At 45.8% G+C, this 14,648-nt stretch carries 10 protein-coding genes and 1 other RNA gene; 6 read left to right on the top strand and 5 right to left on the bottom strand.

The window, feature by feature from the left end; genetic code table 11:
• Nucleotides 1-5 precede the first annotated feature (5 nt).
• The 3 genes from RT422_RS11600 (at nucleotide 6) to RT422_RS11590 (ending at nucleotide 4,146) form a co-directional block, all read left to right on the top strand.
• Nucleotides 6-1,568, top strand: a complete 1,563-nt coding sequence (locus RT422_RS11600; RefSeq protein WP_313422389.1) for a DUF3482 domain-containing protein — start codon at nucleotides 6-8, stop codon at nucleotides 1,566-1,568.
• A 170-nt stretch (nucleotides 1,569-1,738) separates the two neighbouring features.
• Nucleotides 1,739-2,437 (top strand): VIT family protein, encoded by a 699-nt coding sequence (locus RT422_RS11595; protein ID WP_312522754.1) that lies wholly within the window; start codon nucleotides 1,739-1,741, stop codon nucleotides 2,435-2,437.
• A gap of 215 nt (nucleotides 2,438-2,652) precedes the next feature.
• Entirely contained in the window at nucleotides 2,653-4,146 is a 1,494-nt protein-coding gene (locus RT422_RS11590; RefSeq protein WP_313422388.1) for an alanine/glycine:cation symporter family protein, read from the top strand.
• Nucleotides 4,147-4,236: 90 nt separating this feature from the next.
• Here RT422_RS11590 and RT422_RS11585 read toward each other — a convergent pair whose 3' ends face one another.
• The gene (locus RT422_RS11585) at nucleotides 4,237-5,403 is read right to left on the bottom strand and encodes an MFS transporter (protein ID WP_313422410.1); all 1,167 of its coding nucleotides are present in this window, start codon (nucleotides 5,401-5,403) and stop codon (nucleotides 4,237-4,239) included.
• Nucleotides 5,404-5,885: 482 nt separating this feature from the next.
• On the opposite strand from RT422_RS11585, the gene RT422_RS11580 reads away from it, so the two are divergent.
• The gene (locus RT422_RS11580; RefSeq protein ID WP_313422386.1) at nucleotides 5,886-6,902 is read left to right on the top strand and encodes an alpha/beta hydrolase; all 1,017 of its coding nucleotides are present in this window, start codon (nucleotides 5,886-5,888) and stop codon (nucleotides 6,900-6,902) included.
• A 115-nt stretch (nucleotides 6,903-7,017) separates the two neighbouring features.
• Here RT422_RS11580 and RT422_RS12190 read toward each other — a convergent pair whose 3' ends face one another.
• The gene (locus tag RT422_RS12190) at nucleotides 7,018-9,330 is read right to left on the bottom strand and encodes a DEAD/DEAH box helicase (protein WP_409520131.1); all 2,313 of its coding nucleotides are present in this window, start codon (nucleotides 9,328-9,330) and stop codon (nucleotides 7,018-7,020) included.
• A gap of 527 nt (nucleotides 9,331-9,857) precedes the next feature.
• An RNA gene (ffs, locus tag RT422_RS11570) (signal recognition particle sRNA small type) lies at nucleotides 9,858-9,954 on the bottom strand.
• A 311-nt stretch (nucleotides 9,955-10,265) separates the two neighbouring features.
• Here ffs and RT422_RS11565 point away from each other — a divergent pair.
• Nucleotides 10,266-11,057, top strand: coding sequence for an SIMPL domain-containing protein (locus RT422_RS11565; RefSeq protein ID WP_313422384.1), 792 nt, complete (start codon nucleotides 10,266-10,268; stop codon nucleotides 11,055-11,057).
• A 97-nt stretch (nucleotides 11,058-11,154) separates the two neighbouring features.
• Here the strand turns inward: RT422_RS11565 and pal are convergent, their stop codons facing one another.
• Both pal and RT422_RS11555 read right to left on the bottom strand, forming a co-directional pair.
• A complete protein-coding gene (gene pal / locus RT422_RS11560) occupies nucleotides 11,155-11,673 on the bottom strand; it encodes a peptidoglycan-associated lipoprotein Pal (protein ID WP_050325105.1) in 519 nt (172 codons plus the stop codon).
• A 234-nt stretch (nucleotides 11,674-11,907) separates the two neighbouring features.
• A complete protein-coding gene (locus RT422_RS11555) occupies nucleotides 11,908-12,465 on the bottom strand; it encodes a DUF6231 family protein (RefSeq protein ID WP_313422382.1) in 558 nt (185 codons plus the stop codon).
• Between the two features lie 203 nt (nucleotides 12,466-12,668).
• Here RT422_RS11555 and ilvD point away from each other — a divergent pair, with 203 nt between their 5' ends.
• On the top strand, nucleotides 12,669-14,570 hold the full coding sequence (gene ilvD / locus RT422_RS11550; protein WP_313422380.1) for a dihydroxy-acid dehydratase: 1,902 nt from the start codon (nucleotides 12,669-12,671) through the stop codon (nucleotides 14,568-14,570).
• Nucleotides 14,571-14,648: the final 78 nt, after the last annotated feature.

Genomic DNA, 14,648 nt, shown 5'->3' with positions numbered 1-14,648 from the left:
AAATAATGGATAACAGAGACATAACCACCCAAGAAAAATTGACAATTGATTTAACCAAAGATTATTTGCCAGCAAATACCACCTTGCCAGAGACGGCTACTGACAGCGCGACCCATCCAAGCACCGACATCGCCATGCAATCGCCCAACCATCCATTAGCCCAAGCTGAACAAAACCCCTATCCAAGCCGCAAAATCAGCATTGGTGAAAATGAAGCGTTAAAATTGGCGGTGGTAGGACATACCAATACTGGTAAAACTTCGCTACTACGCACCCTGTTGCGTGATATGTACTTTGGCGAAGTCAAAAATGCGCCTGCCACTACCCGACATGTGGAAAAAGCCATGATCAATGACAGCCAAACGGGGCAAGGCTTGGTGGCACTGTATGATACGCCCGGTCTAGAAGATGCGTCAGGGCTACTTGATTGGTTAGAAGACAACACCGCTGCCCGCCGTGACGGTGTGGAGCGGTTACAGCAATTTTTGGCAAGCGCACCTGCGCAAGATGAGTTTAGCCAAGAAGCCAAGGTCATTCGTCAGCTGATTGCCAGTGACATGGCCGTTTATGTGATTGATGCGCGTGAGCCTGTGCTCGGCAAATATAAAGATGAGTTGACGGTGCTGTCATGGTCAGCCATCCCCGTCATGCCCGTATTTAACTTTACCAAGGGTCAAGATAGCAATATCAATGAGTGGCAGCAGATGCTCGCGCGCCGCAACTTACATGTTTCCACGCGGTTTGACTCAGTGGCGTTTGAATTTGATGATGAAATCAAACTGTGGCAAAACTTAGAAACCATGCTAATACAACCTGAAATTATCAAACAGCTGATTGAGCGTCGTAAAGCCGATTGGGATAATTTGTACGATGATGCCAATATTATCATTGCGCATTTTTTATTAAACGTTGCCGCCTTTGTTGAAACCATTCATGAGGAGGATGATCCGCTACCTACCTTGCAAAAAATGCAAGAAAAAGTGCGCCAAGCTGAACGCAGTATGCAAGATGAACTGCTAAACCTCTATAAGTTTTATGACAATACCGTTACCACCACACCGCTTGAACTGACTGAATATCGCCGCGATCCGTTTGATAAAGAGGTACTAGCCAGTTATGGGATTCGTACCACAGGCGGTGCAGCGGCAGGCGCGCTGATTGGACTGGGTATCGATGTCGCCACCCTTGGCACGTCACTGGGGCTAGGTACGGCGCTTGGTGGTTTGGCAGGTGGCTTACTGTCAAATACCAGCGTGATTGCCGACAAAATCAGCGGTGTCAAACGGCTGCACATAGACCCTGCTACTCTGACCTTACTGGCGACTCGAGCGATGGATTTGCTGACTGCGCTACGCCATCGTGGTCATGCGGCGACTGATAGCATTATGGCGAGCCAATCGCTCGCGCCTTGGTCAGTTGATAGATTGCCAAGTTTGCTCAAAAAAGCGCGTGGTAAGCCCGAATGGTCATCGCTTAACACAGGCAGACAAGCCACTGTGTCTGCCAAGCAGTCGCATGAGCTGCGCGATGAGGCAGCTTGGCAACTATCACGCCAACTAAGACGCTGACTTATCAACCTACAATCATGATAAAAAACTTGGCTAAAAACTATCTAGCCTTGTTAAGGCTATTATTTGTTAAGCCCATTATAAGAATTTATTAAGCCAGTTTTGTTATTTTTACCTTTTCATCTATCTTTTTTAATCTATGTCAATTTTTTGTTTTTGAGGGCAATACCATGTATTCAGCACATCATGAACCGCATTTTAGTAATCGCAACAACTGGCTACGCGCAACCGTGCTTGGCGCCAACGATGGTTTGATTTCTACTGCCAGTCTATTGATGGGGGTTGCGGCAGCGCAAGTGGACAGTCACACCTTGCTGTTGACAGGGGTGGCATCGCTGATTGCTGGCGCAATTAGTATGGCAGCGGGTGAATATGTCTCCGTCTCTTCGCAAGCCGACACCGAAAAAGCCGACTTGGCAAAAGAAGCCTATGAACTTGAGCATAATTCAGACCGCGAGCTAAAAGAACTGACGCATATTTATGTTCAGCGCGGCTTAACGCCTGCTATGGCACATGATGTTGCGGTAGCACTCACCGCTCACAATGCCCTAGAAGCGCATGCGCGCGATGAAATTGGACTTACCGATACCGCATCCGCCAATCCACTACAGGCAGCCGTGGCGTCGGCTTTATCCTTTATCACAGGGGCGCTGCTACCGGTGCTGTGTATTTGGCTATTACCAAAACAATATTTGGTCGGCGGTTTGGGCACAGTAACCTTGATAGGATTGGCAGTTTTGGGGTGGTTATCGGCGTATTTGGGGGGTGCCAAAATTTTCCCTGCCATTGTGCGGGTGGTAATTTGGGGCGTGGTCGCGTTGGTTACTACCAACCTTATCGGTGAAATGTTTGGGGTAAAAACAGGTTAGTCAATCACTTTTTCTCGCATTATTTATCGCCAATTTTTATCATTACCATTTGCAAAACCAATTTTTTCTTATAAGATAAGGAAACTGTAATAATTCAGCAAGTTTATAGAAACTATTATTGGGTGGTAGAGTAGCGTTTCTATAAATTAAACAGTTGGCAAATAGCGAAAAATCCTATGGGGTTTTAGCTTTCTACGGTAGTGGGAGATAACGTTATGCAAGATTTTGTCAATGCGATTAATGATTGGGTATGGAGTCCCGCATTAATCTATTTATGTTTGTTGGTTGGTTTATATTTTTCGATTCGTAGTCGTTTCTTGCAATTGCGTCATTTTGGTCGCATGATTCGATTGCTGATGGATGGCAAAAGCAGCGAACAAGGTGTGTCTTCATTCCAAGCACTCGCTATGTCACTCGCAGGTCGTGTGGGTACAGGTAATATTGCCGGTGTCGCAACAGCGATTACGTTTGGTGGTCCTGGTGCATTGTTTTGGATGTGGATGGTAGCTTTCTTGGGTGCCAGTACCGCATTCGTTGAGTCAACGCTTGCGCAGATTTATAAAGAGCGTGATGATAAAGGCTTTTTTATCGGTGGTCCAGCCTATTATTTTGAAAAAGCGCTGGGTCAAAAATGGTACGCGGTGTTATTTGCGATATCGGCAATCGCGGCTTGTGGTTTATTGTTACCAGGCGTACAGGCCAATTCGATTGCTGAAGCGATGAACAATTCACTGGGTGTCGCACCTAGCGTTTCAGCCGCGGTAATTGCGGCACTACTTGGCTTTATTATCTTTGGTGGCGTCAAGCGTATTGCCTCCTCGGCTGAGTTGATTGTACCTTTTATGGCACTCGCCTATATCATCGTGGCGATTGTTATCATCATCATGCATATTGGTCAGTTACCTGATGTGCTAGCGTTGATTTTCCGCTCTGCGTTTGGTATGGATTCTACATTTGGCGCTGTGTTGGGTCTTGCCGTTCAATGGGGGGTGAAACGTGGCGTTTACTCCAATGAAGCTGGCCAAGGTACAGGTCCTCACCCATCGGCAGCCGCTGATGTGTCACACCCAGCCAAACAAGGGTTAGTACAGGCGTTTTCAGTATATGTCGATACGCTATTTGTTTGTTCGGCGACAGGTTTCATGCTAATCATTACCGGTATGTATAACGTACAAGACCCAGCCAATAAAGAAGCCTTCTTGTATCAAGGTGTTAAAGGCGTTTCGGCAGGTCCAGGTTATGTGCAAACTGCGATGGAAAACATCATGCCAGGCTTTGGCTCAGTGTTTGTAGCGATTGCTTTATTCTTCTTTGCCTTCACCACCATCATGGCGTACTACTATATTGCAGAAACCAATATCCGTTATCTCACTCGTAGCGTGAAGCTAAATTGGGCCATCCCTTTACTCAAAGTAGTGATTTTATTCGTGGTAATTTATAGCTGCTTAAAAACCGCCGACTTGGCGTGGGCACTAGGCGACTTGGGCGTTGGTTTGATGGCATGGCTAAATATCATTGGTATCTTATTCTTGCAAAAACCTGCGTTTGCCGCACTGCGCGATTATGAAGCACAGATCAAACAAGGCAAAGATCCAATCTATGATGCGCGCGCCAATGGCGTACACAATGCGCCTATTTGGGATGAAATTTCAGCCAAATACCGTAAAGAATTTGGTGAACATCCTGACCGTGATCGCTTTGTACCCTAATTTTAATCTCTAAATGCTTAAATGCTTTCACTTAACAGCCGTTAAAAAAAATAAGCCCCATTGACTGGGGTTTATTTTTGTGATGAATGATTATCTTTTGACTGGGATTTTAATTAGCCCAAAAAATGCAATCAGTAAGGCGATGACCTGTACAGCCAGCAGCGTATAGACTGTATATAGCCATTTGCCTTGTACATATGCCAGACCACACGCCCACGCCCCGATACTACCACCGATGTAGTACGCCATATAATATAAACCTGACGCCAGCGACCGCCCTTCTTTGACATTCACCGCGATATAAGTAATGGTCGCCGATTGGGTAATAAATACCCCAGTTGACATCACCGCAAGCGCCACAATCACCAAAGAGATAGGCGCAGCCAATGTCATTAGCACGCCCATCATCGAAATCATCACTGCCACGCGCACCATACGGGCAGCACCGTATTTGGCAATTAAACTACTTGCAATCGGTGTGACCACCACCCCAATCAAATACACAGCAAAAATATTGGCAAGCCCAGCACTCGATAGATGATAGGGTGCGTCTGCCAAGTGCAAATTGACATAGGTAAAACAGCCTACTAGTGAAAACAACACGCACGCACCAAGAAGTCCTGCTGTCACCACATAACGGTTGCGCAGATGTTTACTTAGCATGTGCAGCGCCGATGTAAAATTTGGGTTGGCATGAAAATGACGTGAGCGCGGTAATAACCAAGCCACCAAGCCAGCGCCTAACACCGTTAACACGCCCATGAACAAAAAGCCTTTTTCCCAGCCGATAAGCTCTTCTAAATGCCCCAAGATAAAGCGCCCTAAAAATCCCCCAAATACTGTACCTGAGACATAATAGGACATCATTTTTGCCATCTCTTTGCCGGCGTACTCTTCCCCGACATAGGCAATCGTCACCACTGTAATGCCAGGTACCGCCAACCCTTGCATAAATCGCCAAATAACGATGCTAGAGAGTGAGTCAGACAGCCCAATCATCATCGTGGGTATTGCCATAAAGGCAATGGATGCCACAATGATATTTTTACGACCCACGGCATCAGACAACATCCCCATAAACGGTGACATCATGGCAATGGCAATCACCGTCGCCCCAACTGTCATGCCCACTTGCGTTTCGGTCGCTGAGAACGCTTGCATCATAATCGGCAAAATCGCTTGAATCGAATAAACCTGCAAAAATGCAAACGCGCCAATCATGCCAATCATGATTTTGACTATCAATGAGGGTGGCATTGTCGGTGGTTTGGCATTCGGTTGTTGAGAGGGCGGTTGTTGAAAAGGCGGTTGATTTTGCGGTTGGCTATGGGGTGGATTGCGGCTAGTTAAGTTAATGGATGTTAGTGTGTGAGTATCAGTATCAGTGAAATGATTGGAAGAATCTAAATGCCCAGTGGCATGTTGTGCTTGAGAAGTCATAGGTGACCTTTTTACAAAGTATTGCCTGTCATAAAAATGCCTATACTAGCACTAAAGCGCGGTATTTATTGTTAAAAGAAGTTTAACCCTAAGCCGTACTTTGCAAGCCCTTCACGTTAATTAAAGGTATTTAAAGGCCTTCAATGACAAATTTGGCGTCCTAGAGCGTAATATTTTTAACACATGGCTGTTTGTCAAAACATCAGTATTTTTCAAAACATGACTATCCAGCCATGACAAAACTGCAGTAATATTTAGCACATTGTGGAAGTTAACCTTAAAATCAATAGGATTGAATTATGCCGGAGAATTTAAAACAGCCAATGCCCGCTGCCATGCAAGCGTATTTGACACAGCTGCATCAAGTGATTGTTCCGTATCTGTTAGCGCAAGGCGTTCAGCCCAATGCCATCAACGCACGTGAGGCGTTAGCCAATTTGACAACCGCATTTGTCACTGACGCACCCAACATGGCAAAAATCATCGATACGGTGCTGGTGACGCCAAGCAATTTTCGTGGTTATAACGTATCACTTAGGCTATTTGTACCGAGCAACTGCCCCCTGCCAAATGAACAAGCAGCGGCTGACGTGCCGGTAATGGTGTATTTTCATGGTGGTGGTGGCATGACAGGCAGTGTCACTGTGTATGATAAACTCTATAAAAAATTGGCTGAAGCGACAGGCTGTGTGGTGGTAGCGCCCGAATATCGCCTTGCGCCGGAAAACCGCTACCCTGCCGCGATTGATGACGCCCACGCGATTTTAACCTATTTAACAGCGACCCTACAGCAAGTCGGTTATGCCTGTAACGGCAAGCTTATCATAGCGGGTGATAGCGGTGGCGGAGCGATTACTGCCACCTTGGTGCAAGATTGGCTTGCCAACCGTGTGAGCACAGACTTAGCTATCACCCATCAAATTTTGATTTATGCCAGTCTAGACTACACCATGTCACAACCCTCGATTGAGGAAAATGGCACGGGTTATTTACTGGAATCCAGCAAAATCCGCTGGTATTTTGACAATTATTTTTCAGCATATGATGACCGTGAGCTGAGCTCACCGTTTTGGACCGATATGGCTACCCTACTACATCATTCGCCGTATCAAGCCCCAAAGACACTGCACCTAACGTCTGGTTATTGTCCGCTGCGTGATGAAGATATCGGCTATCATGATGTATTACAAGCCGCAGGCGCGCCATCCCAACTCGTCCATTTTGCAGATATGCCGCACGCGTTTTTGAATATGGAAAATCTGTGCCCTGAGCAATGCAAACAACTGTATCAAACCGTTGGCGAATTTTGCCAATAACACAACGACCCAAACACCCACACAACGGGATAAAATTTGCCCAGGCTGATAACAAGTCAAAATAAGCGACCCAAAAAAAAGCACCCAATTAGGTGCTTTTTTTACTGATCATAGCTTATAGCGGTTTGCCCGTGCTATTGCGACGGCTACGTTTTGGCGCATCCCAACCATCTTGTTTGCCAGCCGGTTTAGCTGATGGCTTGCTTGATGAGGCATAACGGTCAGACGATGACTTAAATCCTTCCGATCTTGACGATTTACCTGCAAATGGTTTATCTGATTTTTTGAAACCCTCAGATTTAAACCCATTTGAGCGTGAATCACCCGCACGTTGACCCTCTTTTGCCGGATACGGTCTGTCGCTACGTTTTTTAAGCGGTTGACCGAATGTTTCTTCTACGATTGGACGTGGCTTGCGAGCGCGGTCATCGCCACGAAACTCGCTAGAGCGTTCGGTTTTTTTGGCAAAAGGTTTGTCACCAAAACGGTCATTTTTTTCAAAGCGGTTAGGACGCTCGCCATGACGCTCACTGCTGTTACGGTCAGTGTTGTAACGTGGTTTATCACCTTGATAACCTTTAAAGCCATCTTTGTTAAAGCTACGGTTATCATCGCGGCGACGATCTGCATACTCACCTTGGCGAGGCTCACGATTGCCTTGGCGTGAATCACGGTCAAAGTTTGGTTTGTCCGATGATTTAGCAGCGCGGTGAAAATCGCCCTGACTGTTGCCATGACGGTTATCTGAATCACGATGACGACGCGGCACACTCGCATCATCACGACCAAAACGACTATCGCTGTTGCCTTGGTGACCTTTGTCAAAACGCTCGCGTTTTTCAAAACTTGCCGAACTATCGTTGCTCGCTGATTTGCCATAGCGTTCTTGGTTGTCAAAACGTGGCTTGTCCGCAAAACGACGCTCGCTTGAACCACCAAAACGTTGTGAGCGACTGCCACGGTCATCACGACCGCCACGGCTATCACTGCCGCTGCGACCACGACCGCGACCATCACGACCATTAGGCTTACCACGACCTTCAAATTTTTCCACAAAACGCGGTTCTAAGCCTTCAACTTGCGCTTCATTGATATCACGTTTTAGGTAACGGGCGATATTGCCAAATTGACGACGGTCATCGCGGCTACATAGGTTGATGGCAATACCAGTACGACCGGCACGACCTGAGCGACCGATACGATGCACATAATCTTCTACTTGGCGCGGTAAATCATAGTTGAATACATGGGTAATATTAGGTAAATCAAGACCACGTGCAGCCACGTCTGTTGCTACCACGATGTCAAATTTGCCACTGCGTAGATCTGAGACGATACGATTACGTTTGCTTTGTGGCAAGTCACCATGTAGATAACAGGCTTTGTGTTCCCATTGTTGTAGGCGCTCAGCGACTTCTTCACTACTGCGTTTGGTCGCGGTAAAGATAATCGCTTGACCACGCTCTGGGTCACAGATCAGGTGCTCTAATAATTTATTTTTGTGGTCAAAGTTGTCACAGAAGTACACTTTTTCATCGATGTGTGCGGTTTCAACTTTGATGTTGATACGCTCTGGGTCTTTGGTAAAGCTTTCAGCGATTTTACCGACTGGACCATCCCATGTCGCAGATGACATGATGGTTTGGCGATGCGCGGGTGTGGCTTCCAAAATCGCATTGATATCATCGGCAAAGCCCATGTCTAGCATACGGTCTGCTTCATCAAGTACCAACATGGTCAAATCAGAGAGATTTACACGCTGGGCGTTGATATGATCTAGCAAACGACCCGGCGTCGCTACGATGATTTGTACGCCTTTTTTTAGCGCACGGATTTGACCACTGTATGCCGCACCACCCACAAGTGGCACACTGTACAAATCTTTCATGGCTGAGCCATATTTGCGGATACTGTCTTGTACTTGGTTAGCCAGCTCACGCGTCGGTGTCAAAATCAACGCTTGTACGACTTTTGGCTGTTGGCGACCACGTTTGCCACTTGCGGTCTTTTCTGCCGCTTTTTCTTTAGCTTGTAGTTCGTTTAATTGATGCAAAATTGGTAATACAAACGCGGCAGTTTTACCACTACCTGTTTGTGCGGATAATAGCAAATCACGACCCGCTAATGCAGCAGGAATCGCGCGCGCTTGGATAGGCGTTGGTGTGGTATAACCCGTTGCCACAATACTTTTTAGTAATGAACCTGAAATACCCAATGCGGTAAAACCATTTTCGCTAGGGTTAGCATCATCAGACGTTGGCGCATCTGTTGCTACAGTATCAGTCGCGACAACATCCGTTGTCGCAGTTGCTTCTGTGTCATCAACTGGGGTGTTGCCAGTAGGCTGATTGCTGTTGGCTTGGCTGTGGCTAAAAAAATTATCGATTGAGTTATCAGCAAAATCTGTGGTTGAATTAAAATCAGTCATGTAAGTCCTTAAAAAATAAGTTAATCAAAGTGTCGGTGGTAACCTTGATTGAAAACACGCAACAAGCAAAAGCCCTCAAGCTGACTGCACTTTCAAAATGGATAAGCAAAATGAATAGGCAAAATTATCAGCTATCATTAATCACAAATATCGTGTTAATCGCTTTAAAGCATTGTAATCGTGTCTGTAAGACTTATTTTCACTATAAAAATAGTGACAAAACCTACTGTCAGACTTATCAAAACTTTTGAAACAGTAAAACCATCAAAAAGTTCGTATCGCGGCATTCACAAGAATGCTTAAAAAAATACAATGCTAAATATTAGGTTATCATCGGAAGATTATCAGCGCTTACAATGGCGCGCGTGATATATAGGCAGATGGATAAGCTAGATTAATTGGAAAATTGACGTTGCTCTTAGCGTTTAGGTAGCGTATATGAGTCATTATTGGTCAGTTTTCTTTCGCAATTAAAAAACTTACCAAGTGAAATAGGCATCAAAAACACCTACTTAAAAAAGTGATAACCCCACTAGCACATCTTCGGCACACTGGCTGGCTGCTACCGTTGCTACCTTCCGGTCCTGGCGGGGTTCACAGCAGCTAGTTGCGAAGCTACCAATGGGGTTACCGAAGCGGTATTCTAGAGAATTTGGCGACCAAATGCAAACTCTTTTTATCATATACACCAAATTTTTGTATTTATTTCACTTTTACGCACGCTAACCCATCACCAAGCAACATTCGGGTAAATTTTTGTCGAACTTCTTACCCTTTTTCTACAATTCTTTCGCTGCAAATGTTACAAAATATTTTATAATGCCCATTCAACGACATATTGAATGAGCTAAATAGCAGTTTAATCAGCAACAGATTCATGCCAACCCATATAAAAAAGTACTAGAAAAACTAGGAAAAAAACAATAGGAAACACTATGACACACTTAAGCACCGCAACTAACAATCATCCCAATCATACAATGACCAAACGTATTGCAGCCAGCTTGCTTGCTATGGCGACGCTATTACCTTTTACCAGTGTTTCAGCCGCTACCTACCCTGTAAACCCATCCCCTGCGAACTCATCAATGACCAATACTTTAAACTATGGCTTGCTTAACTTTGCTGCCTCTGCAAGTAAAAAAGTCAGCAATGACCAAATCAATGCTACCCTTAGCAAAACTGTGCAAAACAAATCAAGCAGTGAGGTGGCTAATCAAATCGCTACCACCTTGAACCAAGCGGTTGCCATTGCCAAAAAATACCCACAAGTGCAAGTCAGTACGGGCAATCAAGCGACCTATCCGCAATATGACAAAAACCAAAAAATCATTGGTTGGACGGGAACTGCAAGCTTGAATTTAAAAAGCACCGACACAGTTGCCGCGAGCAAATTAATTGCTGAATTGCAAAGTTTTATGACCCTTGATGGATTAGACTTTAGCGTGTCTGATGCCGCGCGCAAAGCCACCGAGCAAGAATTGATGATGGAAGCTTCCAAAAACTTCCAGCGCCAAGCGCAAACGCTGCTACCTGTGTGGGGCGCAAAAGGCTATCAATTAGTCTCGTTGGATTTTAGTCAAGGGGGCGATTATCGTGCACCGCGCGCGTATGGCAGTGTAATGATGCTAGAAGCCAGCAGTGCCAAAGTCGCTGACCAAAACTTCCAAGCGGGCGATAGCACCATTACGGTCACTGCCAATGGTACCGTTCAACTGGTCAAATAAACCGATTTTAACCACAAAAAAACCTGTTGAATCAACAGGTTTTTTTGTCTTTTACTCACTAAGAAATGCTTAGTAACAAATACTTAGTAGATAATACTTAGTAAGAAATTTCTGCACGGCGGTTTTTTGCCCATGCTGATTCGTCATGACCGGGATCGGCAGGTTGGTCTTCACCGTAGCTGATGGCTTCCATACGTGAAGCTGATACCCCTGACGTAGCTAAATAGGCTTGTGCGGCTTGGGCACGGCGCTCACCCAATGCCAGATTATATTCACGGCTACCACGCTCATCGGTGTGACCAGCAATGGCGACACGGGCACTTGGGTTGGCTTGTAAGAATTGCGCTTGTTGATTTAACACGGCTTGACCTTGAGCGTCGATTTCACTGCTATCAAAGCCGAAATACACGGCATTTGGGTTAGCACCCGCGGCGGTGATAACTGACGTTGAGTTTGTTACCACAGCGCCCCCGTTATAGTAGCCTACGCCACCGGGAACGCCCATCGGCGCAACCACTACTTCAGATGTGTCGGTACGTTTGGCAGAACACCCTGTTAAGGCGATGGTTGCCATCATTGCAGCAGTGCTTACTACTTTTAGCATCGTTAATTTCATAGTCTTTCCTCAAAAATTATTATTTAACGCGTTTACCTATTTTGTTACTTTTCGATAGAGTAAATCAATCTCGCGCTTTTTGTAAACAGTGTTACTGTAAATTTTAGCCAACTTTTTCTCAAAGTTCTCAAAGCAGTTTAATTTTTGGATTAAACAAGTAGCTCAAAAAAATTTACCGCTTATAAGATAAGTGATAACAACAAAAACTGTCTAAAACAGTGATATCTAAAACCGCTACCAACGAAATTTATTCCATAGTTCAGGGTTTGCCCAAAACTTGCTATTAAACCAATCTGGCAAATGTTTATAGTCAAACAGATTAAATTGCCATACTTGGTAGCTTGTATGGTGATCTTGGTCATTCTCTACAATCGGCTGCTCATGTAATCGGCTAAAGCCAAAGCTCACCACATCCACACCTGTTGCTGGCTCGGATAAGTTTTGCACCACCAAACAATGCTTGGCAAACAAGTCGCGACAGCGCTGAATGATTTGGGTATCGATAGCGCTATCGTTTGATAAAATTATCACTGCCAAGTCATAGCGTTTGGCAAACCGATGCGCGATAAACTCTTGATAATCAAACGCTTCCCAACTCACGGCTTGATCAATAGCTTGAATTTGGCTAAAAACCGACTGCGTGTCATTACCAATAATCAGCCCGGTGAAGGGTTGATTTGTTGATGCGGTATTTTTATCTTTGCTCAAATCATGTTTGCTTAAACTATCTTTACTTAAAAATGCCAGACTTTGTCGGATGACATCGGTAATGCTTAAGGTGGGATTGGTCAAAATAAAATCCTTTTGATGAGTTTTTACCAGATACGATTGAATGATAGCCGTAATATAGCAATGATAAGGGTAGCTAATATGCCATTCTTTAAAACCAATTATAACTATCTATCATGAGCCATGACTAGCCCTTTTGGTCGAGACAGAGTACACTAAGTGCTAAATTTATCACTTGTATTGACTGTTAGAAATAAGGAACAACCATGCCACAATATCGCTCAAAAACCTCCACGTCTGGCCGCAATATGGCGGGTGCACGCGCACTTTGGCGTGCAACAGGTATGACAGATGAGGACTTTAACAAACCGATTATCGCGATTGCCAACTCATTTACCCAGTTTGTACCCGGTCACGTACACCTAAAAGACTTGGGTCAGTTGGTTGCCCGCGAGATTGAAACGGCAGGTGGTGTTGCCAAAGAATTTAACACCATTGCGGTGGATGATGGTATCGCCATGGGTCACTTGGGTATGCTCTATAGCTTGCCAAGCCGTGATTTAATTGCCGATAGCGTGGAGTATATGGTCAATGCCCACTGCGCCGATGCGCTAGTTTGTATCTCCAACTGCGACAAAATCACCCCGGGTATGCTGATGGCAGCGATGCGCCTCAATATCCCAACGATTTTTGTGTCGGGCGGCCCAATGGAAGCGGGCAAAGTATTGGCATCTACGTTAGGCGATGGACATACCACCCATGAAACCGTGATGAATGAATTGGGTGAAAAAATTCGCAAACTTGACCTAGTCGACGCCATGATTGATGCGGCAGATGACTTGATTAGTGACGAAGATGTGGCACAAACTGAGCGTTCTGCTTGCCCAACTTGTGGCTCATGCTCAGGTATGTTCACAGCCAACTCGATGAACTGTTTGACCGAAGCCTTGGGCTTATCACTGCCTGGTAATGGCTCGTTACTTGCCACTCACGCCAAACGTAAAGATTTATTCTTAGAAGCAGGTCGCCGTATCGTGGCACTTGCCAAACGTTATTATGAGCAAGATGACGCCAGCGTATTGCCACGCTCAATTGCGACCAAAGCGGCATTTGAAAACGCCATGAGCCTTGATATCGCCATGGGTGGCTCAACCAACACGATTCTACATTTGCTTGCCGCTGCCCATGAAGCCCAAGTAGATTTTAAAATGGCGGATATTGACCGTCTAAGCCGCCGTGTGCCTTGCCTATCGAAAGTTGCCCCTGCGACGCAAAAATACCATATGGAAGACGTGCACCGCGCTGGGGGTGTGATGGCAATTTTAGCCGAGCTTGATCGCGCAAACCTGCTGCAAACCGATGTTCCCACCGTGCATAGTGCCTCACTCAAAGCGGCGCTGAGCCAATGGGATATCATGAATCCTGATAATGCTGAGGCACGTGAGCGGTATATTGCAGCCCCAGGTGGGGTACGCACCACGCAAGCCTTTAGCCAAAACAATGAATGGTCAAATCTTGATGTCAACCGCGAATCTGGCTGTATCCGCAGCAAAGAATTTGCCTACTCACAAGACGGTGGTTTGGCAGTATTGTTTGGTAATATCGCTGAACGTGGCTGTGTCGTCAAAACAGCGGGCGTGGATGACAGCATCCTAAAATTTACCGGTCGTGCCCGTGTGTTTGAGAGCCAAGATGACGCCGTTGCAGCGATTTTGGCAGACCAAATTGTCGCAGGTGATGTCGTGGTGATTCGCTATGAAGGTCCAAAAGGCGGTCCTGGTATGCAAGAGATGTTGTATCCGACGTCTTACCTAAAATCAAAAGGTCTAGGTAAAGCCTGTGCGCTACTTACCGATGGTCGTTTTTCAGGGGGTACGTCGGGTTTATCCATCGGTCACGTCAGCCCAGAAGCCGCTGAAGGCGGTACCATCGGTTTGGTCAATGAAGGTGATATTATCGAGATTGATATCCCTAATCGCTCGATTCATTTGGCGGTTGATTTTGCCGAACTGGAAAAACGCCGAGAAGCGATGGTGAGCCGTGGCAACCAAGCTTGGAAACCTGTCAATCGTGAACGCCAAGTGTCAGCCGCCTTGCGGGCGTATGCAGCGATGACTACTAGCGCGGATACCGGCGCGGTGCGTGATGTCAGTCAAGTAGAGCGGTAATTTTTTACTCCAAACTACATTGCTTTGACTTCCTCCCCTTGCTAAAGCAAGGGGATTCCTTCTACAAGACGGTCAAGC

This window comes from Moraxella sp. CTOTU49803 (assembly GCF_032097965.1).
GTDB classification, from domain to species: domain Bacteria; phylum Pseudomonadota; class Gammaproteobacteria; order Pseudomonadales; family Moraxellaceae; genus Faucicola; species Faucicola tetraodonis.
Note: the sequence above shows the minus strand (reverse complement) of the source record. Positions and strands in the feature narration are given on the sequence as shown.